The 24,392-nt window shown below is 63.6% G+C and carries 20 protein-coding genes; 17 read left to right on the forward strand and 3 right to left on the reverse strand.

Going from position 1 to position 24,392, the window contains the following annotated elements; genetic code table 11:
- Positions 1–90: 90 nt before the first annotated feature.
- The 3 genes from NKJ67_RS05620 to NKJ67_RS05630 are packed head-to-tail and all read left to right on the forward strand — an operon-like array spanning position 91 to position 4,682.
- A complete protein-coding gene (locus tag NKJ67_RS05620; RefSeq protein ID WP_127270242.1) occupies positions 91–345 on the forward strand; it encodes a hypothetical protein in 255 nt (84 codons plus the stop codon).
- The gene (locus NKJ67_RS05625) at positions 339–3,515 is read left to right on the forward strand and encodes an efflux RND transporter permease subunit (RefSeq protein WP_127270244.1); all 3,177 of its coding nucleotides are present in this window, start codon (positions 339–341) and stop codon (positions 3,513–3,515) included. The genes NKJ67_RS05620 and NKJ67_RS05625 overlap by 7 nt, the downstream gene beginning before the upstream one ends.
- Before the next feature lie 15 nt (positions 3,516–3,530).
- A complete protein-coding gene (locus NKJ67_RS05630; protein ID WP_127268585.1) occupies positions 3,531–4,682 on the forward strand; it encodes an efflux RND transporter periplasmic adaptor subunit in 1,152 nt (383 codons plus the stop codon).
- A gap of 22 nt (positions 4,683–4,704) precedes the next feature.
- Here NKJ67_RS05630 and NKJ67_RS05635 read toward each other — a convergent pair whose 3' ends face one another.
- Both NKJ67_RS05635 and NKJ67_RS05640 read right to left on the reverse strand, forming a co-directional pair.
- A complete protein-coding gene (locus NKJ67_RS05635) occupies positions 4,705–5,343 on the reverse strand; it encodes a LysR substrate-binding domain-containing protein (RefSeq protein WP_352580758.1) in 639 nt (212 codons plus the stop codon).
- Positions 5,232–5,636, reverse strand: a complete 405-nt coding sequence (locus NKJ67_RS05640; RefSeq protein WP_352580759.1) for a LysR family transcriptional regulator — start codon at positions 5,634–5,636, stop codon at positions 5,232–5,234. The genes NKJ67_RS05635 and NKJ67_RS05640 overlap by 112 nt, the downstream gene beginning before the upstream one ends.
- Positions 5,637–5,738: 102 nt before the next feature.
- On the opposite strand from NKJ67_RS05640, the gene NKJ67_RS05645 reads away from it, so the two are divergent.
- The 8 genes from NKJ67_RS05645 to NKJ67_RS05680 all read left to right on the forward strand — a co-directional run bounded on the left by NKJ67_RS05645 (position 5,739) and on the right by NKJ67_RS05680 (position 15,412).
- Positions 5,739–6,527 (forward strand): HalD/BesD family halogenase, encoded by a 789-nt coding sequence (locus tag NKJ67_RS05645; RefSeq protein ID WP_352580760.1) that lies wholly within the window; start codon positions 5,739–5,741, stop codon positions 6,525–6,527.
- A gap of 107 nt (positions 6,528–6,634) precedes the next feature.
- Positions 6,635–7,327 (forward strand): GntR family transcriptional regulator, encoded by a 693-nt coding sequence (locus NKJ67_RS05650; RefSeq protein ID WP_023808713.1) that lies wholly within the window; start codon positions 6,635–6,637, stop codon positions 7,325–7,327.
- Positions 7,328–7,363: 36 nt separating this feature from the next.
- Positions 7,364–8,470, forward strand: coding sequence for a mandelate racemase/muconate lactonizing enzyme family protein (locus NKJ67_RS05655; RefSeq protein ID WP_292456580.1), 1,107 nt, complete (start codon positions 7,364–7,366; stop codon positions 8,468–8,470).
- Between the two features lies 1 nt (position 8,471).
- A complete protein-coding gene (locus tag NKJ67_RS05660; protein WP_352580761.1) occupies positions 8,472–9,656 on the forward strand; it encodes a mandelate racemase/muconate lactonizing enzyme family protein in 1,185 nt (394 codons plus the stop codon).
- A gap of 169 nt (positions 9,657–9,825) precedes the next feature.
- Positions 9,826–11,490 carry an ABC transporter substrate-binding protein gene (locus NKJ67_RS05665; RefSeq protein WP_127270250.1) on the forward strand — a complete coding sequence of 555 codons (1,665 nt, stop codon included), beginning with the start codon at positions 9,826–9,828 and terminating at the stop codon, positions 11,488–11,490.
- A gap of 70 nt (positions 11,491–11,560) precedes the next feature.
- Positions 11,561–12,514 (forward strand): ABC transporter permease, encoded by a 954-nt coding sequence (locus NKJ67_RS05670; protein ID WP_127270253.1) that lies wholly within the window; start codon positions 11,561–11,563, stop codon positions 12,512–12,514.
- The gene (locus tag NKJ67_RS05675) at positions 12,511–13,389 is read left to right on the forward strand and encodes an ABC transporter permease (RefSeq protein WP_352580762.1); all 879 of its coding nucleotides are present in this window, start codon (positions 12,511–12,513) and stop codon (positions 13,387–13,389) included. The genes NKJ67_RS05670 and NKJ67_RS05675 overlap by 4 nt, the downstream gene beginning before the upstream one ends.
- Positions 13,382–15,412 carry a dipeptide ABC transporter ATP-binding protein gene (locus NKJ67_RS05680; protein WP_256745830.1) on the forward strand — a complete coding sequence of 677 codons (2,031 nt, stop codon included), beginning with the start codon at positions 13,382–13,384 and terminating at the stop codon, positions 15,410–15,412. The genes NKJ67_RS05675 and NKJ67_RS05680 overlap by 8 nt, the downstream gene beginning before the upstream one ends.
- Before the next feature lie 26 nt (positions 15,413–15,438).
- On the opposite strand, the gene NKJ67_RS05685 is transcribed toward NKJ67_RS05680, so the two are convergent.
- Positions 15,439–16,341: a LysR family transcriptional regulator gene (locus NKJ67_RS05685; RefSeq protein WP_352580764.1), complete on the reverse strand. Its 903-nt coding sequence runs from the start codon at positions 16,339–16,341 to the stop codon at positions 15,439–15,441.
- A gap of 113 nt (positions 16,342–16,454) precedes the next feature.
- Between NKJ67_RS05685 and NKJ67_RS05690 the strand changes: the two genes are divergently transcribed.
- The 6 genes from NKJ67_RS05690 (at position 16,455) to NKJ67_RS05715 (ending at position 24,385) form a co-directional block, all read left to right on the forward strand.
- Positions 16,455–18,110 carry an ABC transporter substrate-binding protein gene (locus NKJ67_RS05690; RefSeq protein ID WP_352580765.1) on the forward strand — a complete coding sequence of 552 codons (1,656 nt, stop codon included), beginning with the start codon at positions 16,455–16,457 and terminating at the stop codon, positions 18,108–18,110.
- A 17-nt stretch (positions 18,111–18,127) separates the two neighbouring features.
- On the forward strand, positions 18,128–18,997 hold the full coding sequence (locus NKJ67_RS05695; RefSeq protein ID WP_127397595.1) for a DUF427 domain-containing protein: 870 nt from the start codon (positions 18,128–18,130) through the stop codon (positions 18,995–18,997).
- 89 nt (positions 18,998–19,086) lie between these two features.
- Positions 19,087–19,851, forward strand: coding sequence for an SDR family oxidoreductase (locus tag NKJ67_RS05700; protein WP_352580766.1), 765 nt, complete (start codon positions 19,087–19,089; stop codon positions 19,849–19,851).
- Positions 19,852–20,269: 418 nt separating this feature from the next.
- Complete coding sequence (locus tag NKJ67_RS05705; protein WP_352580767.1) at positions 20,270–21,244, forward strand: ABC transporter substrate-binding protein; 975 nt, start codon at positions 20,270–20,272, stop codon at positions 21,242–21,244.
- 76 nt (positions 21,245–21,320) lie between these two features.
- On the forward strand, positions 21,321–22,406 hold the full coding sequence (locus tag NKJ67_RS05710; protein ID WP_352580768.1) for a quaternary amine ABC transporter ATP-binding protein: 1,086 nt from the start codon (positions 21,321–21,323) through the stop codon (positions 22,404–22,406).
- Positions 22,403–24,385 (forward strand): ABC transporter permease, encoded by a 1,983-nt coding sequence (locus tag NKJ67_RS05715; RefSeq protein ID WP_352580769.1) that lies wholly within the window; start codon positions 22,403–22,405, stop codon positions 24,383–24,385. The genes NKJ67_RS05710 and NKJ67_RS05715 overlap by 4 nt, the downstream gene beginning before the upstream one ends.
- Positions 24,386–24,392: the final 7 nt, after the last annotated feature.

The following is a 24,392-nucleotide window of genomic DNA, read 5'->3' on the forward strand; positions in this document are numbered from 1 at the left end:
AGAAACTGCCAATCATGCGGCCTCGGCCGGTGAAAAGATGAAAACGGTTCGCGAGCACGTGCTGCGAATCGACAGACAAGGAGCCGGCCAATGCCACAGCGCCGCGATCTTACCATAGATGAAGCCGTCCGGGATCCGATGATCCGGCTGGTCATGAGAGCCGATGGCGTCGACCCGCGCGCCTTCGAGACGATGCTGCGCTCGCTTGCCGATGCGCAGCGCAACGAGGTGCCGTTGCTGCATTCGCGGGACGACCTCGGTGACAAGCGCGGTCAAAGACTGTCCAGCGTCGCCAGCGCCTTCGGGCGGGCAAGAGCAGCCGGGGAGGCTTGCGTCTCGTGGTAAACTTTTTCATCCACCGTCCGATCTTCGCCTCGGCGATCGCCATCATCATGGTGCTCGCCGGGTCGATTTGTTATTTCCTGCTGCCCGTCTCGCAGTTTCCCGACATCACGCCGCCGCAGGTCGTGGTCAGCGCCCACTATCCAGGCGCCAGCGCGCAAGTGGTGGCCGATACGGTGACGACGCCGCTGGAGCAGCAGATCAACGGCGTGCAAGGGATGACCTACATGTCGTCGACGAGCTCCAATGACGGCTCCTCGACCATCACCATCACCTTCGATGTCGGCTATTCGCTGAGCACCGCCGCCGTCGACGTGCAGAACCGCGTCTCGCAGGCCGCCTCGTCGCTGCCGGCGATCGTCAACCAGGGCGGCGTGACGATCAAGAAGCAGAACCCGAACTTCGTCCTCATCGTCAACCTGACTTCGCCCGACAGTTCGGTCGATCCGGTGGCGCTGAGCAACCTTGCCTATCTGCAGGTGGTCGATCCGCTGAAGCGCCTGCCCGGCGTCGGCGATGTGCAGATCTTCGGCGAGCGGCGCTATTCGATGCGCGTCTGGCTCGATCCCGACAAGCTCGCCAATCTCGGCATCACCGCGGTCGATGTGCAGAACGCCATCGCCGAGCAGAATGTCCAGGTGGCGGCCGGCAAGATCGGCCAATCGCCGGCACCCGCCGGCACCGCCTTCGAGATGCAGGTCAACGCCGTCGGCCGGTTGAGCGATCCAAAGGAATTCGGCGACATCGTCGTGCGCGCCAACACCGACACCGGCTCGCTGGTCAGGCTGCGCGACGTCGCCCGCATCGAGCTCGGCGCACTGCAATATTCGTCGTCGGCCTTCTTCGGCAAGGACCCGACCGTGGTGCTCGCCGTCTACCAGATGCCCGGCTCCAACGCGCTCGATCTGCAGCAGCGCGTCAAGGACAAGATGCAGGAGCTGTCGGGCCGCTTCCCGAAGGGCGTGTCCTATGCGATGCATTACGACACCACCCGCTTCGTCTCGGCGTCGATGCATGACGTGCTGATCACGCTCGGCGAAGCGCTGGTGCTGGTCGTCGCCGTGGTGTTCCTCTTCCTGCAAAGCTGGCGCACGACGATCATCCCGACCATCGCCATTCCGGTGTCGCTGGTGGCGACGCTGGTCGTCATGGAGATGCTCGGCTTCTCGCTCAACATGCTCTCCCTGCTCGGCATGGTGCTGGCGATCGGCCTGGTCGTCGACGATGCCATCGTCGTGGTTGAAAATGTCGAACGACAGCTGGAGGCCGGGCTCAAGCCGCTTGCAGCGACCAAGGCCGCCATGCGCGAGGTCACCGGACCGATCATCGCCACCACCGCGGTGCTGATGGCGGTGTTCGTGCCGGTCGCCTTCATTCCCGGCGTCTCCGGCAAGCTCTACAACCAGTTCGCGCTGACGGTGGCGATTTCCGTCGGCATCTCGGCCTTCAACTCGCTGACGCTCAGTCCCGCGCTCAGCGCGGCCTTCCTGCGGCATCGCGGCGAGACGCAGTTCGCCCCGTTCCGCTGGTTCAACACCGGCTTCGACAGGCTATCGCACGCCTACGCCAATGGCGTACGCATTCTCATCCGCTTGCGCTGGATCATGCTCGGCCTGTTCGCGGCCGGCCTGGTCGCCACCTACTTCGTCTGGCAGCGCCTGCCCTCGACCTTCCTTCCGGTCGAGGACCAGGGCTATTTCTTCGTCGTCATCCAGTTGCCCGACGGCGCGTCGCTGGAACGCACCGACGCGGTGGCGCAGAAGGCGCGTGACATCCTGCAGGCGACGCCCGGCGTCGAGATTGTCGGCTCGATCAGCGGCCTGAATTTCCTGACCAGTGCGGCGCAGTCGAATTCGGCGGTTGAATTCGCCATCCTGAAGCCGTGGGAGGAGCGCGGCCCCGACCAGAGCGCATCGAAGCTCGTCGCCGATGTGCGCGGCAAGCTGATGCAGATTCCAGAAGCCTTCGCGCTGAGCTTCGATCCGCCTTCTATCCCGGGTATCGGCACCACAGGCGGCTTCGAATTCGTCGTCGAGGATCTGACCGGCCGCGGCAGTTCAGCCCTCAACGATGCGACCCAAGCCGTGATCGCCGAGGCGCGCAAGCAGCCGGAAATCAACCCGCAGCAGCTGTTCTCGCCATTCTCGACCTCGACGCCGCAGTTCAACTACGACCTCGACCGCAGCAAGGCCAAGCTGCTCGGCCTCAATCTGCCCGATGTCTTCAACACGCTGCAGATCTATCTCGGCTCGCTCTACGTCAACGACTTCAACCTGTTCGGCCGCACCTTCCGGGTGACCATCCAGGCCGACAAGGATGCACGTGCGGGTGCCGCCGACATTTCGCGGCTCTATGTGCGCAATGCCTCCGGCGGCATGGTGCCGCTCTCGACGCTAGGCAAACTCGTGCCCTTCGTCGGCCCGGAGACCGTGCCGCATTACAACAACAATGCCTCGGCCTCGATCAATGGCGGTGCCGCACCCGGCTTTTCCTCGGGCCAGGCGGTTGCCGCGATGGAACGGGCCGCCGCCATTGCGCTGCCAAGGGATTTCGGTTTCGAATGGACCGGCATCACCTTCCAGGAGCTCAAGGCAGGATCGATCGCGTCCGTCGTCTTCGGCCTCGCCATCGTCTTCGTCTTCCTGATCCTGGCGATGCAGTATGAGAGCTGGGCGATGCCGTTCATGGTGCTGTTGGCGGTGCCACTGGCCCTGTTCGGCGCCTTCGTGGCCCTGTTGCTGCGTGGCATGCAGATCGACGTCTACTCGCAGATAGGCTTCGTCATGCTGATCGGCCTGGCGGCCAAGAACGCGATCCTGATCGTCGAGTTCGCAAGGCGACGGCGCGAAGAAGGCCTCAGCATCGTCGACGCGGCGATGGAGGCGGCACGGCTCAGGCTGCGGCCGATCCTGATGACGGCCTTCGCCTTCATCCTCGGCGTGCTGCCGCTGATGTTTGCGACCGGCGCCGGTGCGGCAAGCCGGCAGTCGATCGGCACCACCGTGTTCGGCGGCATGGTCGCGGCGACCATCCTGTCGCTGGTGTTCGTGCCGGTGTTCTACGCGGTCATCGAACAGCTGCGCGAACGCCGCGGCAATGACGAGCCCGCCTCTCAAGACAATGAACCAACGACTGAGCCCGCCTTGCGCCCCCTGGCGGAAGCGGCCGAATAAGATTGGAGACTGATCATGCGTAAATGGAAAATCGCGTTGGGAACGGCCGTCGCGCTGGGAGCGATCTCGGTGGCCAGCGTCCACCTGCTCGACATGGGCAACCTCAGCCTCAATGCCGGCACGGCCGCGGCGACGCCTGCTCCGGCGGCATTCGTCATGCCGGTGCCGGTGGTTAGTGTCGTCAAGAAGACGATCCCGATCTACCTGGACTATGCCGCGCGGACGGAACCGATCCGCAGCATCACCTTGCAGGCCAGGATTCCGGGCTATCTGCAGGAGCAGACCGCAGCCGACGGCGTCGACGTCCGGCAAGGCGACCTTCTCTACAAAATCTCGCCTGACGACTTCCAGGCGGCTCTCGACCAGGCCAAGGCGCAAGTGCAGCGCGATACGGCGACGCTCGACTATGCCCGCTCCAACCTCGGTCGCGGCACCGAGCTCGCCAAGAGCGGCTACCTCGCCAAGGACGGCTTCGACCAGCGCACCAGCACCTTGCGCGAGGCACAGGCGTCGCTGGCGGTCAACCAAGCGGCGGTCCGCACGGCAGAGCTCAATCTGAGCTACGCTGAAATCCGGGCGCCGTTTGGCGGGCGTCTCGGCCGCAACCAGGCTTCGGTCGGAACGCTGGTCAGCGTTGCCGGCACCGTGCTCAACACGCTGGTGCAACTCGATCCGATCTACGTCACCTTCAACCCGAGCGAAACGGATCTGGCCGAGATCGAGCAAGCCCGCGCGAACGGCCCGATCGAAGTGGAGGTGCTGCTCCCCGGCCAGACCGAGGCCAGCCAGAAGGGCGAGCTTACCTTCATCGACAATTCGGTCGACCGCTCGACCGGCACGATCACGGCGCGCGCAACGATCGGTAACGGCAAGTTCACGCTGCTGCCCGGCCAATATGTTCGTGTCCGGCTGCATGTGAGAGAGCAGGCCGACGCGCTGATGGTGCCGCAGACGGCGCTGGGCTCGAGCCAGCTCGGCAAATATCTCTATGTCGTCGGCAAGGACAACACGGTCGACCAGCGGCTGGTTTCGCTCGGACCGACGAGCGGCGGTCAGGTCGCCATCCTCAGCGGCGTCGCCGAGGGCGACCAGGTGATCACGGGCAATCTGCAGAAGATCGGACCCGGAGCGCCTGTATCGCCGATACCGGAAAAGCCGGCCACCTGAACACCCCCGTCAGGCCCCGGCTTCAGCGCGGCGCCCCGACCATCCCACAGGTCGCGGGGGTCGCTCGACTGAGCAGTTCCACCAGACCGGCAACATCGGCGCGATCGGCCTTGGCCGGCGGCATGAATGCACAGTAGGGATGCCCGAGGCGCACGGAGACGGAGGAGAGCGCAATCAGCCGACCGGCCTCCAGATCGGCGCGCGCCATGACCCGCTGGCCAAGCGCGATGCCCAGGCCGAGCCTTGCCGAGGCGATCGCAAGGCTGGACAGGCCGACGCGCCGCCCGTGCGACGGGTCGGGTGAGCGGCTGCCGCCGGAGGCCGCAAACCAGTCAGCCCAGGTCGGGTGCGAGGCATAGTTCGGCCCCCAATTGGTGTGGATGAACTGGCTCTCGTGCAAATCCGCCAGACTCGGATCGCCATTGCCGTGCCGGTGCCAGAATTCCGGCGCACAGACCGGCAGGACATCATCATGGACGAGACGAACAAGTTTCAGCCCGGAATAATGATAATCGCCATAGCTGATGCGCAGGTCGATGTTCTGGCGCATCAGGTCGACCGGATCGTCCTCGACACGGACATCGATGGCCATCTGCGGGAAGGCATCGAGGAGCGTGGCCAGCCTCGGCGCCAGCCACAGTTCGGCCAGCGAGAACGGCACGCTGACGACAGGCGCGTCCGCATCCCGCCCTCCAGCATGCGCTGGCCTATAGCGGCGATGTCTCCCAAAGCCTTCGCGGTCTGCGGATAGATAGCGTGGCCGGCGTCGGTGAGCGCGATGCGGTTGCCGGTGCGCACGAACAATTGCTTGCCGAACCAGTTCTCAAGATTGCGTATCTGCTGGCTGACCGCTGCAGAGGACACGCCGAGTTCAGAAGCGGCCAAGGTGAAGCTGCCGGCACGGGCGGCAACTTCAAAAGCCTTGATCGCATTCAGCGGCGGCAACCGTTCCACAACAGATCCATAAGTTTTTCTTGCTCAATCCTAATTATTTTCGACGTTGAGAGAAAGATTTTTTTGCCGTCTCATAGGCTCGAAACCTTCGGAGCCATGACGATGAAAGACATCCTTGATCTCGACCGCTATCCGCTCGACCGCGAAGGCAGCGCCGAATGGCAGCGCCTTGTCGAACAATCCGTCGCCGCGCTCGAAGCCGACGGCATGTTCAATCTGGAAGGGTTTTTGCGCCCCGGCGTGGCGGAACAAGCCGTGCGCGAAATCCAGCCGGTGATGGCTGCGCGGTCGCATGTGCACAAGCGGATGCACAACATCTACTTCAAGCCTGACATTCCCGAGCTTGCACCCGACCATCCGGCGCTGCGCAAGGTGGAGACCATCAGCCACACCGTCTGTGCCGACCAGATTCCGGCCAGCGTCGTGCTCGCCATCTACGAATACGAACCGCTGCTGCGCTTCCTGGCGGCCACGATGGGCAAGACCAGGCTGCATGTCATGCAGGATCCGCTGGCGCGAACCAATGTCATGGCCTATCGCGCCGGCGAAGCTTTGAACTGGCATTTCGATCGTTCTGAATTCACGACGACGCTGCTGCTGCAGGCAGCGGAATGTGGCGGCGACCTCGAATACCGCACCGATCTGCGGTCGGACGACAATCCCAACTATGACGGCGTCGCAAGGCTGCTGGACGGGCGCGATCCCGATGCAAAGATCCTGCGCATGAAGCCCGGCACGCTGAATGTCTTCCGCGGCAAAAACACCGCGCATCGCGTCACCACGGTCGAAGGCGAGCGCGAGCGCATGATCGCGGTGTTTTCCTACTATGAAAAGCCCGGCGTGATGTTCAGCCCCGAGGAGCGGGTCGGCTTCTACGGCCGTGCCGCCTGAGACCGAAAGGCCGACATGCCAACGGCCCCCAAGAATCCGAAGATGACCTCTTGTTAGATTGTCGACAATCTGCTTGTCTTGCTTTCGATTTCCCTGGGAGTGGCCGAATGGCGAAAGCGGATTTCAGTCCGATCGCGGACACGACGCGACGCGCCGAGATCGTCGCGCTGTTGCGGCGCGCGATCCTGACCGGGCAGCTCGCACCCGGCCAGAAGCTCAACGAGCTGCGGATTTCCGAACAGATGCGGGTCAGCCGCGCGCCGTTGCGCGAGGCAATGCGCGAACTGGTCCAGGAAGGCATCCTGACCAGCATCCCCTATGCCGGCACCTTCGTCATCGAGGTCACAGCCAAGGACATCGACGATGCCTATTCGTTCAACAAGGTGATGGACGAGCTGGCCATCGAGCGGGCGTGGCCGCTGCGCGACCAGCGCTTCTTCGACGAGCTCGACCGGCGTCACGAAGCCGTGAAGCAGGCGACCCGTGCGTTGGACACGACACGCCAAATCGAAACCGCGCTGCAACTGCATGGCCTGATCTACGAATGGGCCGACAATTCGGTGCTGCTGGAAACCTGGCAGCGGCTGACCAGCCGGCTGCAGATGTATTTTGCGCTCCACCAGCATGCCCGCAATGAGCCGGTGCCGGCCGAAGACGTTCACGAAACCTATGTGCGGTTGCTGAAGGGCAAGGACATGCGTGCAGCCCAGCGCCATGCCAGGGAGCACATCGATCTCGATTTCGAGGAGTTGCTTGCCTATGCGCGCGGCCTCGAACAACGCCCGTCGAGGGGCGCCTGACCCGTTCCCCACCATCACAGACAGCGGACAAGACACGTGCAGATCGAAACCATCAAGGCCTACCATGTCGTGCAGCCCTTCGTGGACGGGCCATACCGCATGTCGAAGGGGCGCGAGGCCGACGCTTTCGACGCGGTGATCGTGTCCATTGCATCAGACAGCGGTATCACCGGCTGGGGCGAGATGGCGCCGCTCGGCAATTTTTACTCGGCAGCCTTCCCGGCCGGCGTTCGCGCCGGGGTGGTCGAGATCGCGCCGCATCTGATCGGCCATGATCCGCGCGGACTAGCCAGCATCGGCCGGCTGATGGACACGGTGTTCAAGGGTCATCCCTACATCAAGTCGGCCCTCGACATGGCCTGCTGGGATCTGGCGGGGCGCGCCGCCGACGTGCCGCTGGTAACGCTGCTCGGCGGCAAGGAAAGCGACACCGCAGAACTCTACAAGGTCGTCACGCACGGCAGCGTCGACGCCATGGCCGCGCTGGCCAAGCGCATCGTCAAGGACGGCTTCCACCGGCTACAGGTCAAGGTCGGCGGCAATGTGCATGACGACATCGAGCGTGTCACCGCGGTCGCCGCCTCGGTGCCGAAAGGCACGGTCATCTTCTGCGACGCCAATGCCGGCTGGACGCCCTATCAGGCGCGCCAGTTCGCCGACGCCACGCGCGCCATCGACTACACGTTCGAGCAGCCCTGCACCACGATCGACGAGAACATGTCGGTGCGCCGCATGCTCGACAAACCGATGGTGCTCGACGAATCCGTCACCTCGCTCGAGGCGATGCTGGAAATTCATCGCCTGGGTGCGGCCGACGGGCTGACCCTGAAGATCTCGCGCCTTGGCGGCGTGACGAAGACGCGCCAGATCCGCGACGTTGCCGTCGACCTCGGCTTCATGATCACGGTCGAGGACACGGGCGGCGCCGAGATCGACACCGCGGCCATGGCGCATCTGTCGTTGTCGACGCCGGAAGAGCGCCGGCTGCATGCCATCGCCTTCCATGAATGGGTGACGGTGCGCACGGCGTCGAACATGCCGCCGGTCACCGGCAGCCGCATGGGCATTCCGGACGGACCGGGCCTCGGCATCGACGTCGTTCCCGACCTGCTGGGCAAGCCTTTCTTCGAGGTCGGCCGCTGAGATGAAGATCCGCAGCATCAAAGCCACGCCGATCAATCTGCGCCTCGAAGCACCCTATGCCTGGGTGTTCGGCGAACTCGACGGATTTTCGCCGACCATTGTTGAAGTCGAGACCGAGGATGGCTTGATTGGCCTCGGCGAAGCGCCGACGCCAGCGGCGGCCGCGATTATCAACGATGTCCTGGCGCCACGGCTGGTCGGCCGCGATGCCTTCGACATCGCCGGCGCCGAGCATGTCTGCCTGCCCTTCTGGACCGGCGTGCAGTCGATCAACGACCGCACCCGCATCATGGCCTTCGGCGCCATCGAGATGGCGTTGTGGGACCTGCGCGGGAAGGCGTGGAACCAGCCGCTCTACCAGTTGCTTGGCGGCGCCGTGCGCAAGGACATCCCGTTCACCGACTATTTTTCGCTGCGCGGTGACGGGCCGAAGGTGAAGGGCGAGACGACGCCCGAGGAAGTCGCCGACTATTGCGTCGAATTGCACGAGACGCATGGAACGACCTTCTTCGAAGGCAAGTTCTCGACCGAAGATCCGAAAGTCTCGCTCAGGATGGTCGAGCTGATCCGCAAGAAACTCGGCGACGATGCGATAATCCGTATCGATTCCAACCAGGCTTATTCACTCAGCACCGCGCGGCGGCTGGCGCGCCCGCTGGAAGAGTTGGGCGTGCGCAACTGGGAGGATCCGGTGGCGACGATCGAGGAGATGCGCGAATTGCGGCGCCATTGCTCGATCCCGTTTTCGACCCACAACATCGACATTGCGCGCGCCATGGAGACCAAGGTGCCGGACGCGTTCGTCGGCAACCCGACGACGCATGGCGGCATCGGCCGGCTGCTGCGCTTCGTCGGCGCCTGCGAGCATGCCGGCATCGATTTCTGGTGCTACAGCGGCGACAGCGGCATCGGCAGTGCCGCCTATCTGCACCTGTGCGCGGCACTTGGTTGGATCAGGGAGCCGAACCAGTCGCTGTTTCGCATGCTGCCGATGGATGTCACCGAGGAAGGGCCGTTTTCGCCAAGGAACAATTTCGTGCGCGTTCCGGAAGGTCCCGGTCTCGGCGTCACCTTGTCGCGCGAGAACCTCGCTGCCTGTCACAGAGACTTTACCGAGAAAGGACCGTGCAACAAGTATCATGACCCGGCAAAGCCCGGAACCTATCGCCGTTTGCCGCTGAACTAGACGGCGGCAGCGGTGCAGCCAGGAATCCGGCACGTCCACGTCACGACTGGATGGACCGGACAAAACCGCATGCTAAAGTTTCGGTCGACAGACCTCTCTGGCGGCCGAAAAATGGAGCAATCCACGAAATTTCGTCAACCATAAGAAATAGGGGAAAGGGTAAAAACCCATGAGCAAGAACTTTGGCATTCTCGACCTGATCCGGCGCAATCGCACGCCGCTTGAAAATCACCTGATCGACGGCCTTGTCGACGGTCGTGTCAGCCGCCGCGACTTCGTCCGTCACGGCAGCCTGCTCGGCCTGTCGCTGCCGCTGCTGGGCCGTATCGGCATGGCCGCCGGCCTCGGCGGCATGCCGTCGCTGGCGCGTGCCCAAGGCGCACCCGGCGCCACCATCCGTGTCGCCAGCAGCGTGCCGGCAGCAACGATCGACCCAGTCACCATTGCGGACGCCGGCGGCCTGCTGGTGATGCAGCAGGTTGCGGAATTCCTTTGTGTCGACGGCCCCGACCTGGTGCTGCAACCGGCGCTGGCCGAGAGCTGGAAGCCGAACGACAATGGCACGGTTTGGACCTTCAAGCTGCGCAAGGGCGTAAAATTCCACAGCGGCGGGGAGATGAAGGCCGACGACGTCGTGGCCAGCATCGACCGCCTTGCCGATCCGGCAAACTCGTCGAACGCGCTGTCGGTGTTCAACGGCATCCTGCAGAAGGGCGCTTCCAAGAAGGTCGACGACTATACGGTGGAATTCCACCTCGACGCCCCGAACGGCAACTTCCCCTACATGCTGTCGTCCGACAACTACAACGCCGTCATCATCCCGGCGAGCTACAAGGGCGACTACGAAAAGAGCTTCGACGGCACCGGGCCGTTCAAAATTGAGAAATACACGGCAAAGGTCGGCGCCTCCTTCGTCCGCAACGAGGATTATTGGGGTCCGAAGGCATTGCCGGAACGCACCGAATTCACCTTCTTCACCGATATGCAGCCACAGATCCTGGCATTGCAGGGTGGGCAGGTAGACATCATCAACCAGATGCCGGTGCTGGCCGGCGTCGCTCTGCTCAACGACCCGAACGTCGACATCATCAGCCTGAAGTCGTCGGCCCATCAGCAACTGCACATGCGCTGCGACGAGGGCCCGTTGAAGGATGCGCGCGTGCGCCGTGCCATTGCGCTCTGCCTCGATCGCGACAAGCTGGCCGCCGGCCTGATGAAGGGACGCTCCGCTCTGGGCAATGACAGCCCGTTCGCCGCCGTCTACCCTTCGACCGATACGAGCGTGCCGCAACGCAAGCAGGATATCGCCCAGGCCAAGCAGCTCATGGAAGCAGCCGGCCTTGGCCAGGGCTTCAAGATAACCCTGACCACCGAACGCTACCTGGAAATCCCTGAATACGCCCAGCTCATCCAAAACTGGGTCAAGGAGATCGGTGTCCAACTCGACCTCAACATCCTCGACCAGAGCGGCTATTACGGAGACGCGGTGTTCGGCAAATCGAACTGGCTGGATTCGGTGATGGGCATCACCGACTATGGTCACCGCGGCGTGCCGAACGTCTATCTCGCGGCACCGCTGAAGAGTGAAGGCACCTGGAACGCGGCACACTTCAAGAACAAGGACTATGACGCGCTGGCGACCAGCTACATCGCAGCCCTCGACCTCGAGGCACAGAAGGCCGACGCCGGCAAGATCCAGAAGCTGCTGCTCGAGGAAACGCCTGTCATCTTCGGCTATTTCTACGACTATCTGACGGCGACGGCGAAGGGTGTGGCCGGCGTGCAGCCGACCGCCATGTCGCAGCTGTTCCTCGACAAGGCATCGAAGGCCTGAACGGAAGGGAAAGCCAATCCTCTAACAGCCAGCTCCCGCATGGGGGCTGGCTCCACAAGGAGTCCTAGCCATTCTCTCCTTCCTTGTCCGGCGTGTCTCGCTGTCGCTCGTCACGCTGTTCCTGCTCAGCATCATGGTGTTCCTGGGCGGCCAGGTGCTGCCCGGCAATGTCGGGCGCGCCATATTGGGCCCGTTCGCCGACCAGCGCGCGGTCGACGCGCTCAATCACACGCTCGGCGTCGATCGCCCGCTGCTAACGCAATACTGGAGCTGGATCTCCAACTTCGTCCAGGGCGACATGGGTACGTCCTACATCTTCCGCTCGCCGGTCGCGCCTTTCGTCATCGATGCGCTGGGCAATTCGATGAAGCTGGCGGCGGTCGCCTTCGTGCTGGTGGTGCCGATCGGCATCCTCGGCGGCGTCGTCGCCGCACTCAACCTCAACCGCCCGCTCGACCGCATCATCAGTCTCGGCGGCCTGTCGGTGACGGTGCTGCCGGAATTCGTCACCGGCATCATCCTGATCCTGATCTTTGGTGTCTGGCTGCGCTGGCTGCCGATATCGGCCGCATGGCCGCGCGACGCCGGCTTCTTCACGCAGCTCTATTACCTGATCCTGCCCTCGCTGCCGCTGTTCCTGGTGCTGTTCGGCTACATCGCCCGCATGGCACGCTCCGGCATGATCGAGGCGCTCGATTCCGACTACACGCGAACGGCCGTGCTGAAGGGCCTGCCCTGGCGCACGGTGATCTGGCGGCATGTGCTGCGCAATGCGCTGCTGCCGACCATCACCGTCATCGCGACGCAGACCGGCTACCTCATCGGCGGCCTTGTCGTCATCGAAACGCTGTTTCGCTACCAGGGCATCGGGTCGCTGATCTTCACCGCCGCGCGCGGCAAGGATTTCCCGATGCTGGAGTCGGGCATCCTCACCATCGGCATTGTCTATGCCGTGGCCACCCTTGTCGCCGACTTCCTCTATTCCGTGCTCAATCCGCGTATCCGTCTGGGGTCAGATCAATGAGCGCCGTCCAAACCAGCTCTCCTACACCAGACGACACGCGCCGGCGCAGCCCGCTGGCGGAGGTCTTTTTCTCGCTGCTGCGCTCGCGAACATTCCTTGTCGGTTTCGCCATCGTGCTGTTCTGGGTTGCCTGTGCGCTGTTCGGCGAGCATTTCGCACCTTACGATCCGCTCGCCGACGACATCATCAACGCGCTGGCGCCGCCCTCTTCCGAACACTGGTTCGGCACCGACCAGATCGGCCGCGACGTCTTCTCGCGCGTCATCGTCGGTTCGCGCGACATCCTGACCGTCGCCCCGCTGGCGACCTTGCTGGCAACGGTGGCCGGCACGGCGCTCGGCCTCGTCACCGGCTATTTTCGCGGCCTCGTAGACGATGTCGTCAGCCGCATCCTGGAAGCCTTCATGGCGATCCCGGTGGTCATCGTCGCGCTGCTGGCCATCGTCGCGCTCGGCACCTCCAAAACCACGGTCATCGTCGTCATCGGTCTCAGCTTCGCGCCAATCATCGCGCGCACCGTGCGCTCCGCTGTGCTGGCCGAGCGCGAGCTCGACTATGTCGCCGCCGCACAGCTTCGGCATGAAAGTGCGCTGCATACGATGTTCGTCGAGATCCTGCCCAATGTCATCCCGCCGATCCTGGTCGAAACCACCGTGCGGCTCGGCTATGCCATTTTCGCCGTCGCCACGCTCTCCTTCATGGGCTTTGGCATCCAGCCGCCCTCGCCCGACTGGGGGCTGTCGATCTCCAACAATTACGGCATGATCGGCGGCGGCTTCTGGTGGACGGTGCTGTTCGATGCGCTCGCCATCGCTTCGCTGGTGATCGGCGTCAATCTGGCGGCCGACGGCGTTCACGGAGCGCTCAATGACTAACTCCGCCAAGGCCGAAAACGCACTCGAACTCACCGATCTTTCGGTTGCCTACCGCGTCGCCGGCCGCAATCGCGCCGTGCTGCGCAACCTCAGCCTCACCATCGGCCAGGGCGAAGCCTATGGGCTGGTCGGCGAATCCGGTTGCGGCAAGTCGACAGTGGCGCTCACCGTCGTGCGCTATCTGCCGAGAAATGGCTCGATCACCGGCGGCGCGATCTCGCTCGACGGCCAGAATGTGATGAAACTTGACGCCGAAGCGCTCAGGCGGGCGCGCGCGGAAAGCGTCTCCATGGTCTATCAGGACCCGGGCAAGGCGCTGAACCCATCGATCCGCGTCGGCCGTCAGCTGACCGAGATTTTTGAACTCGGCGGCGTTTCGGGACGAGCGGCCACTGACCGGGCGATTGCGATGCTGAACCGAGTGCGCATCTCCGACCCCGTCAGCGTCATGCAGCGCTACCCGCACCAGCTTTCCGGCGGCATGCAGCAACGCGTGGCGATTGCCATGGCGCTGGCCAACGATCCGTCGATGCTGATCCTCGACGAGCCGACCACCGGCCTCGATGCGACGGTGGAGGCCGAAGTGCTCGACCTGATCGCACAGCTCAGGCAGGAACTGTCGGCCTCGATCCTGTTCATCAGCCACAACCTCGCCGTCGTTTCCAACATGTGCGACCGGGTCGGCGTGCTCTATGCCGGCATGCTGGTCGAGGAAGGGCCGACGGAGGTCGTGTTCAACGATCCGCGCCATCCCTACACGGTCGCCCTGCTGCGTTGCCTGCCGCGCGGCGGCCAACGCAAGGATCAGGGCCGGCTCGACACCATTCCGGGTTTCCTGCCCGGCATCGGGGCCGACATCAAGGGCTGCGCCTTCGCCGATCGCTGCGCGCTCGCCGACGATCGCTGCCGCAGCGAATTGCCGCCGCTCTATGATCTGGGCGGCCGGCTGTCGCGCTGCTTCCATCACGACAAGGCGCAAGCGCTGCCGCGTGCCACACCGAGCGATGTGGCGCCCGCCCCAAAGCCGGCGGCAGCACCGGTGCTGCGCGTCGCCGGGTTGAACAAGACCTATTCCAGCCACGGTCATGCACTGCGCGCCGTCAAGGATGTCTCGCTCGATTTGCGACCCGGCGAAACGCTCGGGCTGGTCGGCGAGTCCGGCAGCGGCAAGACGACCTTCGCCAGGCTGCTGCTCGGCCTGGTACCGCCCGACGAAGGCGGCACCATCGAACTCGAGGGCAAAGCGCTGGCGCCACGACTGGAGAACCGCAGCGACGACCAGATCAAGGCGATGCAGATCGTCTTCCAGAACCCGGACTCCGCACTCAACCGCTCACATTCGATCCGCCATCTGATCGGCCGCGCGCTGAAGCGGCTGGCCGGCCTCTCCGGCAAGGCGCTGGAGGCTCGTCTCAACGACCTCGTCCGCTCGGTGCGGCTCACCGACCGGCATCTGGCCGTCAAGCCGCGCCAGCTCTCCGGCGGCCTGAAGCAGCGCGTCGCCATCGCGCGTGCCTTCGCCGGCGATCCTCGCATCGTCGTCTGCGACGAGCCGACCTCGGCGCTCGACGTCTCGGTGCAGGCTGCCATCCTCAATCTGCTCGCCGACCTGCAGTCGAAGGAAGACGTCAGCTACATCTTCATCTCGCACGACCTTGCCGTGGTGCGTTACCTCTCCGACAAGATCGCCGTGCTCTATCTCGGCCGCATCATGGAACTTGGGCCATCGGAAGACGTCTTTTCCGGACCGCATCACCCCTATACCGAGGCGCTTTTGTCGGCGGTGCCCAAACTCGACCAGACCGAGACGGCACGCATTCGTCTCGACGGGGAAATCCCCAGCGCCACCAATCCGCCTTCGGGCTGCGTGTTCCACACGCGCTGCCCGCGCAAGATCGGCCCGATCTGCGAACAGCAGGAGCCGCCACTCGGCGAGGCCCAGCCCGGCCATTCGATCCGCTGCCACATTCCTTACGCCGAACTGGCCAGGCTGCAGAGAGCGGTCGTGACCGAGCCGGCATAGCGCTCTCGCTCGCGTGGCTTGGCCGGTCAGATCTGGCCGGCCATGCTGAGAGCACGGTCACCTTCTGAAAAGCCCTGCCCTTCGGCCCAGTCCCTGGCCAGCGTGCGCAGACCTGTGAGCGCGACATCCAGAACATCCGAGGACACGGGGTTCGAGGGATAGGCGAGGTAGATCGGCCGCTGGAATACCGGTGTGTTGTCGATGCGCCGCATCTCGCCGCGCTCGATATGACCGCTGACGGCACTGAGCGGCAGATAGGCGGCGGCCTGCTGCGACTGCACGTGCTGCAGCCCGATGAAGACCAGCCCGGCCGAAATCGCCGGCTTGACCATGCCGGCAAAGGCGCGGTCGTGCTCGATGCGGGACTCCAGTCCCCAGTCCATCAGGATATAGTTTTCGGTCCATGGCTTGGTCTGTGCGGCGTGCTGGACGAGCACCACCTGATCGACGGCCAGCGTCTCGTAGACAATGCCGGGATGCGGTCGCGGCAGATAGAGGATGCAGATGTCGAGCAGGCCTTCTGCCAGCTGGTCGATGGCCAGATCCGGGAAACTGCCTTCAAGCCGCAGCGCCACGTTCGGCCGCCTGGCGCGCATCCACTCGACCCATGGCGAGGTGATGCGGTCCCAGAGATAGGCAGGCGCGGTCAGCCGCAGCAAGGTCTCATAACCATCGGGAACGGCGATATCCTGCCGTGATTGCTCCCATGTGCGGGTGATAGACGATGCGTGCGGCAGGAACTGCCGGCCGGCCGGCGTAAGCGTGACGCCATCGCGGTCACGCACGAAAAGCCGGCGTCCCAACTGATCCTCCAGTCCCCTGATCCGCGCACTGACCGTGGACTGGGCGAGGTTGAGCCGGCTGGCCGCGACGGTGAAGCTGCCATGGGTGGCGACTTCGAGAAAGCTGCGCAGATTCTCAGTGTCCATGCCCACCTCCCGCATCGAAAATTTCGATGACTCCTATCAAAAAATATCGCTTTCCGGCGGCAGTCAACAATGAACTAGATGGCTGAACCCCAAGACAAGCGAGGAATCCAGCCATGCCCAAGCATTTCCGGATGATCGACAACGCTCGCAGAACACTCACTGCAATCGAAAATTCCGCTGTCGACGAATTGCTGGCCGGCAGGATGGACCGCCGTGACTTCCTGCGCCATGGCAGCGTGCTTGGGCTTTCTTTGCCGTTCCTGGGCAGCCTTGTCGCGGCCGCCGGCCTCGGCACCCAGCAGGCCCGCGCCGAGGGCAAGCCGGGCGGCACGGTGCGCGCCGGCGTGGCGACGCCGGGCGGCGCCATCGATCCCGTCACCTACTATGACAGCGGCAGCTACCAGCTGGTTTTCCAAACCGCCGAGTTTCTCTGCATCACGCAGCCGGACCTCACTTTGAAGCCTGTGCTGGCAGAGAGCTGGGCGCCGAACGAGGATGGCAGCGTGTGGACCTTCAAGCTGCGCAAGGGCGTGAAATTCCACAATGGCGAGGATTTCAAGGCCGACGACGTCGTCGCGACCTTCGACCGGCTGGCCGATCCCAACGGCGCTTCCAACGCGCTTTCGGTGTTCAAAGGCCTTCTTTCGAAGGGCGGCACCCGGAAGGTCGACGACCACACCGTCGCCTTCCATCTCGATGCGCCGAATGGCAGCTTTCCCTATTCGGTGTCGATCGACAATTACAACGCCGTCATCTTGCCGGCGAGCTACAAGGGCGATTACGAAAAGACGTTCGAAGGCACCGGACCGTTCCGGTTGGAGACTTACACACCAAAGGTTGGCGCGACCTTCATCCGCAATCCCGACTATTGGGGCGAGAAGGCGCTGCCCGACCGGCTCGAATTCAAGTTCTACGGCGACGTGCAACCGCGCATCCTGGCGCTGCAGGCCGGCGAAGTCGACATTCTCGATGCTGTTCCGCTCGATGTCAGCCAGGTGGTGCTGAACAGTCCTGATATCACCGTGTTGCGTGTCGCTTCGACCGCGCACCGCCAGTTGCACATGCGCTGCGATACCGGCCCCTTCACCGACAAGCGCGTGCGCCAGGCGCTGGCGCTGTGCATCGACCGCTCCAAGCTGGTCGACGGCTTGTGCCGCGGCATGGCGGCGACTGGCAATGACAGCCCGTTCGCGCCGGCCTTCCCCGCGACCGACAAGTCGGTGCCGCAACGCGTCCAGGACATCGCCAAGGCAAAGCAGTTGCTCGAGGCGGCGGGTCTCGCCGAAGGCTTCGACATCACGCTGACCACGCTGCGCTATTCCGACATTCCGGGCTATGCGCAATTGTTCCAGAATTTCGCCAAGGAAATCGGTGCCCGCATCTCGCTCAACATCGAGGACCAGGACAAATATTACGGGAAGGCGGTGTTCGGCCAGTCGGACTGGCTGGACAGCCCGTTCGGCATCACCGACTACGCGCATCGCAGCGTGCCAAACGTCTTCCTGAAGAGCCCGTTGGTCAGCGACGGCCCTTGGAACGCGGCGCATTTCAAGAGCCCGGCCTATGATGGCATGGTCACCAGCTATCTCAAGGCGCTCGATGCCGGCGCGCAGCGCGCCGCCGCCTCCGACATCCAGAAACTGCTGCTCGACGAGACGCCTGTCATCTTCAGCTATTTCCCCGATCTGCTGGTGCCGGTGCGCAAGAATGTCAGCGGCCTGCCGCCGATCGCGGCCGCCCTGCTGCTCGACCGCGTGTCGTTGAGCTGATCGTGCGCCAGCGCCCGATGACAAAAGAAACAAAACGGGAGACTACCATTCGCAAGCCCCATCTGCGCGGCCGTGGGCCGCATTTTCCGCTGCTCGACACCATCGTGCAGTATGAATTCGAGCCGGGCTACATAGCCTTCACCATGCCGACGCAGAAGCGCCTGCGTGTGCAGGTGGGATCGATGACCGTGGCCGATACGACCAATGCCTTGGTGTTCTACGAATCCGATCACCTGCCGGTCTACTACTTCCCGATCGGCGACGTTCGCGAGGAATTCCTGCTGCCGAGCAAGACGACGACAGAGGACCCGTTCAAGGGCACAGCCACCCACTATTCACTCAACACCGGCATCACGCTGGTCGAGGACGCGGCCTGGCGCTATCTCGATCCGGTCAAGGGCTGTCCGCCAATATCCGACTACATGTCGTTCACCTGGAGTAAGATGGGACACTGGTTCGAGGAGGACGAGGAGATCTTCGTCCACGCCCGCGATCCGTTCCGCCGGGTCGACTGCCTCCCGTCGTCGCGGCGCGTGCAGGTCATTCTCGACGGCGAACAGGTCGCCGATTCACGCCGCGGCGTGTTCCTGTTCGAAACCGGCCATCCGGTGCGCCACTATCTGCCGATCGCCGATACGCGGCTCGATATGTTCGCGCCCAGCCGCTACATTTCGCGCTGTCCTTACAAGGGCATCTCCAACTATTATCACGTGACGACCAAGGCCAAGCGTCACGAGAACCTGGTCTGGTATTATCCCGAGCCGGTGCACGAGGCGGAGCGCATCAAGGGGCTGGTCTGCTTCCACCACGAACTGGTCGACAAGATCCTGGTCGATGGCGTCGAAATCCCGAAGGAAGCCACGGCCGCGTCGAGCGGTTATTTCTGAGTATCGACGCCGCTTGAGCCATTTGCGCGCGGGCGCTTGATCGAAGCACGGCTCAGCGCATACCCTCCCTGGGCCAGGGAGGGCACTCGATGGATCTTTTCAAGCTGAACGGCGATGTCGCGCTGGTCACCGGCGCCGGCAGCGGCATCGGCCAGGCAATCGCGATCGGGCTCGCCGAGGCAGGCGCCGACGTCGCCTGTTTCGGCCATGCATCGAAGGGTGGGCTGGACGAAACCGCGCACCGGATCACGGCGCTCGGCCGCAAAGCGCTGGTGCTGACCGGTACAGTGACATCGCAGAGCGATCTCGCGACGGCGATCGATCGCGTCGAGAGCGAACTCGGTGCGCTCACCGTCGCCGTCAACAATGCCGGCATTGCCGGCTCCGAGCCCGCCGAGACGATGCCGCTGGAGACGTGGCAGAAGGTTCACGACGTCAATGTCGCCGGCGTGTTCCTGTCCTGTCAGGCCGAAGCGCGCAAGATGCTGGCGCGAGGCAAGGGCTCGATCATCAACATCGCCTCGATGTCGGGCACCATCGTCAACCGCGACCTGACGCAGGCGCACTACAACTCTTCGAAGGCCGCCGTCATCCACATGTCCAGGAGCCTCGCCATGGAGTGGGCCGATCGCGGCCTGCGCGTCAATGTGGTTAGTCCCGGTTACACGCTGACGCCGATGAACAAGCGGCCGGAGGTGGCCGAAGAGGTGAAGATCTTCAAGCGCGACACGCCGATGGGGCGCATGGCGGCGCCGGAGGAAATGGTCGGGCCGACGGTGTTCCTCGCCAGCCGCGCAGCGAGCTTCGTCACCGGCCTCGACCTGATTGTCGATGGCGGCTACGTCTGCTGGTAAGAGCTCAGCTTCGCCTGCAGTCTGAATTTGTACGTCTCGCGAAGCGTTAGTCGTTGCGCGACATGAACCTTGGTATATATAATTTCATCCTATGAAACGGCCTTGGCGAGATGGGGCTTACCAGGCGGGTAGCCGAGATCATACGACCTTGATGGCTCGCACCTTGCAGGGCGCCGCAGGACTGGCATTCGATCCGCAGATGACCGCTCCCTCAGCGATCCGTCGGCAGTCATGACGCCGACACTCCGATCCTGTTCCATCATCACCAGAATTGAGCACCATCTTGCCTGCACTGGCCAAAGCCGGGGCAACAATTTGGCGCCGACGGCCTTGCGCAAAGACCAGTCTTTCCAACACAATCAAGAAAAGCCGCAAGAAGGGAACGAACGATAATTTCACAGCTTGAAGGAGAACAAGCATGTCATTTCGCAGCCAGATCTCGAAACTCTCGATGAGCGCCGTCGCGCTCGCGACATTAAGCCTGCTGACACCTTCCGCCCAAGCCGCCGCACCGGAATCCAACGATCCGATCAAGATCGCGCTGTTCGACTGGACCAGCGTCAACCTCAACGCCAAGATCCTCGGCGGCATCCTGGAAAAGCTCGGCTACACAGTCGAGTATCCGACCGCCGACTATCTTTCCAGCCTGACCACAGGCCTCACCAATGGCGATCTCGATGTCGGCATGGAATTCTGGGACACGACCGCCGGCGAGGCCATGAAGGCCTCCGATGCGACAGGCCAGACCGAACGGCTGGGCAAGCTCGGCCCCAAGGCCAAGGAAGAATGGTGGTTTCCCGAATACATGAAGGAGAAGTGCCCCGGCCTGCCCAATTGGGAAGCGCTGAAGGATCCGAAATGCGCCGAAGCCTTCTCGACGGCGGAGACCGCACCGAAGGGGCGCTATCTCGGCGGCCCGGTAACATGGGAAGGCTTTGATGACGAGCGCGTCGAAGCGCTGAAACTGCCCTTCACCGTCATCCATGCCGGCACCGACGCGGCGATGTTCGCCGAGTTGGACTCGGCCTATCAGCGCAAAGCGCCGATCATGCTGTGGATCTATTCGCCGCATTGGGCGCCGGCCAAATACAAGGGCGAATGGGTTGAATTCCCCGAATACACGGCCGAGTGCTACAGCGACCCGAAATGGGGCACCAACCCCGACGCCAAATATGATTGCGGCAAGCCGCATGGCGAGATCTGGAAGTACTCCTGGTCCGGCATGAAGGACAAATGGCCGGTCGCTTACAAGGTGGCCAAGGCCTACACGGTCGACACCGACGAACTCAACAAGATGAGCGGCGAGATCGATCTCGGCGGCAAGACGCCGGAAGACGTCGCGGCCGCCTGGATCGCTGCCCACGAAGCCGACTGGAAAGCCTGGGCGCAGTGATCGTTCCGACTGGAAGATGAGACCCGGCTGCTGATCAGCCGGGCCTCAGTTCTTGGTGTTCCAGAAGGACGTTTGAATGACGGACAAGACTGAACAGGGCGCCAAGGGGGCGGGCACGCCAAAAGATGCCCGCCCGATAAAGCTTGCCTGCCGCAATGTCTGGAAGCTGTTCGGATCGAACGCGGCCAATTTCATCCGCGAACGCGACGGCAAGGCCAGCATGGCCGACGTCACCGCCGCAGGGCTGGTCGGCGCGGTGCGCGCCGTCGACCTCGAAATCCTCCAGGGCGAGATTTTCATCATCATGGGCCTGTCGGGCTCCGGCAAGTCGACGCTGGTGCGCTGCATGTCGAGGCTGGTCGAGCCGACCCACGGCAAGGTCGAATTCGAGGGCAAGGATCTGCTGAAGATTTCGGATGCAGCGCTGATCGAGTTGCGACGCCATCGGATGGGCATGGTGTTCCAGAATTTTGCCCTGTTGCCGCATCTCAACGTGCTGGAGAACATCGCCTTCCCGCTCAGCATTCAGGGGCAGGATCGGCAGACGCGCGAAGCAAGGGCGCGCGAGGTGATCGAACTCGTTGGGCTCCGTGGCCGCGAGCATTTCTATCCGCGCGAATTGTCCGGCGGCCAGCAGCAGCGGGTCGGCATCGCCCGAAGCCTCGCGACAAAACCGGAAATCTGGTTCCTCGACGAGCCGTTCTCGGCGCTCGACCCGCTGATCCGCCGCGAAATGCAGGATGAGCTGATGCGGCTGCAAACCATGCTGCACAAGACCATCGTCTTCATCACCCATGATTTCGACGAGGCGATCCGGCTGGCCGACCGCATCGCCATCATGAAGGATGGCGAGGTCATCCAGATCGGCACGCCGGAGGAGTTGGTGGTCAATCCGGCGACCGACTATGTCGCCGAATTCACCCGCGACGTCGACCGCGCCAAGGTGATCTCGGCACGCAGTCTGATGCGCGCCTGCGACGGCTCGGAGCATGGCGGAACGGTGGCGCCGGAGGCCAAGATCGCCAGCTTCTCTGCCGGTATCGTTGCCGCCAACAAGCCGTTCGCGGTGGTCAACGGCACCGGCAAGCCGATCGGCGAGGTGACGCCGCAAGCGGTGATCGATTTGCTGGCCGGCATCGATCGCTCAAGGGTCGGCGCATGACGGTGACAGCAAGCGCCAGCGAGACGCGGTCGCGACCGATTCAGGTCTGGCTGCTGGTCTGGGTGTTCGCGCTTGCCGCCGTGCTTGTCGTGTTCCTGTTGCAGGACCGCCTGCCCTGGGCCGTCAACTATCCGGCAAGCGCCGTCGTGCCGGTCGCCGACTGGGTCAGCGCGCTGATGCGCTGGATCAAGTCGAACCTGTCCTGGTTGACCCGCTCGATCACCGCTGTGCTCGGCGTTCCCCTCGATTTCGCGCTCAATCTACTGGCCAAGAATTTCAAGATCGGCCACGGCGCTGACGCCTATATCCTGCCGCGCCTGTCCTGGGTCGGCGTCTGCGCCGCCGCCTTCCTCGCCGGTCATGCCGCTGGCGGCAGAAAACTCAGCCTGCTGGTCGGCGGCTGCTTCCTCTACATCGCCCTGTTCGGCCAATGGACCAGCGCCATGCTGACGCTGGCGCTGATCTCCATCGCCGTGCCGTTCTGTATCGTCACCGGGCTGTTCGCCGGCATCTGGGCGTGGCGCAGGCCATGGGCCGAAAGGCTTATCGTCTCCCCTGCCCTCGACCTGATGCAGACGATTCCGACCTTCGCCTATCTCATCCCGATGCTGCTGCTGTTCGGCAACAGCCCGGTCTCGGCGATGATCGCGACCGCCATCTTCGCCACGCCGCCGATGGTGCGGGCAACGATGCTCGGCCTGTCGCGGGTGCCGTCGGAGATCGACGATTTCAGCGAGATGGCAGGCTGCACGGCGCGGCAGAAACTGTGGCGAGTGCTGCTGCCCTCGGCACGGCCGACACTGATGGTCGGCGTCAACCAGGTGATCATGCTGGCGCTGAACATGGTGATCATCGCCTCGATGATCGGCGCCGGCGGCCTCGGCTACGACGTGCTCCTGGCGCTGCGCGCACTGAAGGTTGGCGAGGCGATGGAAGCCGGCCTTGCCATCGTGGCACTGGCCATTGCGCTCGACCGGCTGAGCCAGGCCATCGCGCACAAGCAGGCCAAAGGCCATGCCCATCAGGAGATGAGCCCGAGCCTCTGGCAGCGTTACCCCAATCTGACGCTGGCCATCGCCATCCTTGTGGTGACGACACTTCTCGGCCTGTTCGTGCCGGCCTTCGCAGCGGTGCCGAAGGCGATCACCTTCACCACCGCGCCGCTGTGGAAAGCGGCCGTAAACTGGGTGACGATCAATTTCTTCGACACGATCGAAGCGTTCCGCGTGGCGCTGATCCTCAATCTGCTGAACCCGCTGCGTGCCTTTTGCGAAGGGTTTCCCTGGCTGGGCGCGGTGTTCCTGCTCGGCCTTGCCGGCTATCAGCTCTCCGGCCTGCGGCTGGCCGTGCTGGTGGCAGCGCTGACTGCCTTCTGCGCCATCACCGGCCTGTGGGAAAAGACCATGGCGACCGTCTATCTCTGCGGCATCTCTGCCTTCATCGCCTGCCTGATCGGCATCCCGATCGGCCTGATGGCTTCACGCAGCGACCGTTTCGAGAAGATCGTCACACCGGTCATCGACACGCTGCAGGTGCTGCCGTCCTTCTGCTTCATCATCCCGGTGGTGATGCTGTTTCGGGTCGGCGACGTCACGGCGATGATCGCAACGATCGCCTTCGCCGTGGTGCCTGCCATCCGCTACACCAATCACGGCATCAGGCAGGTGCCGCCGGCGCTGATCGAGGCGGCGAAGGTTTCGGGCTGCACGCCGCGCCAGACCTTCTTTCGCGTGCAACTGCCGCTGGCGCTTCCCGAAATCATGCTGGGCGTCAACCAGACGATCCTGATGGCGCTGGCGATGATCATCATCTGCGCCATGGTCGGCACGCGCGATCTCGGCCAGGAAGTGTTCATCGCGCTGTCCAAGGCCGATTCCGGTCGTGGCATCGTTGCCGGCCTCGCCATCGCCTTCATCGGCATTGTCGCCGACCGGCTGTTCAGCGCCTGGACGGCGAAGGCCAGGGCAAGGCTGGGGTAGCAGGCGC

The organism is Mesorhizobium sp. M0088 (genome assembly GCF_040322895.1).
Taxonomy (GTDB): domain Bacteria; phylum Pseudomonadota; class Alphaproteobacteria; order Rhizobiales; family Rhizobiaceae; genus Mesorhizobium.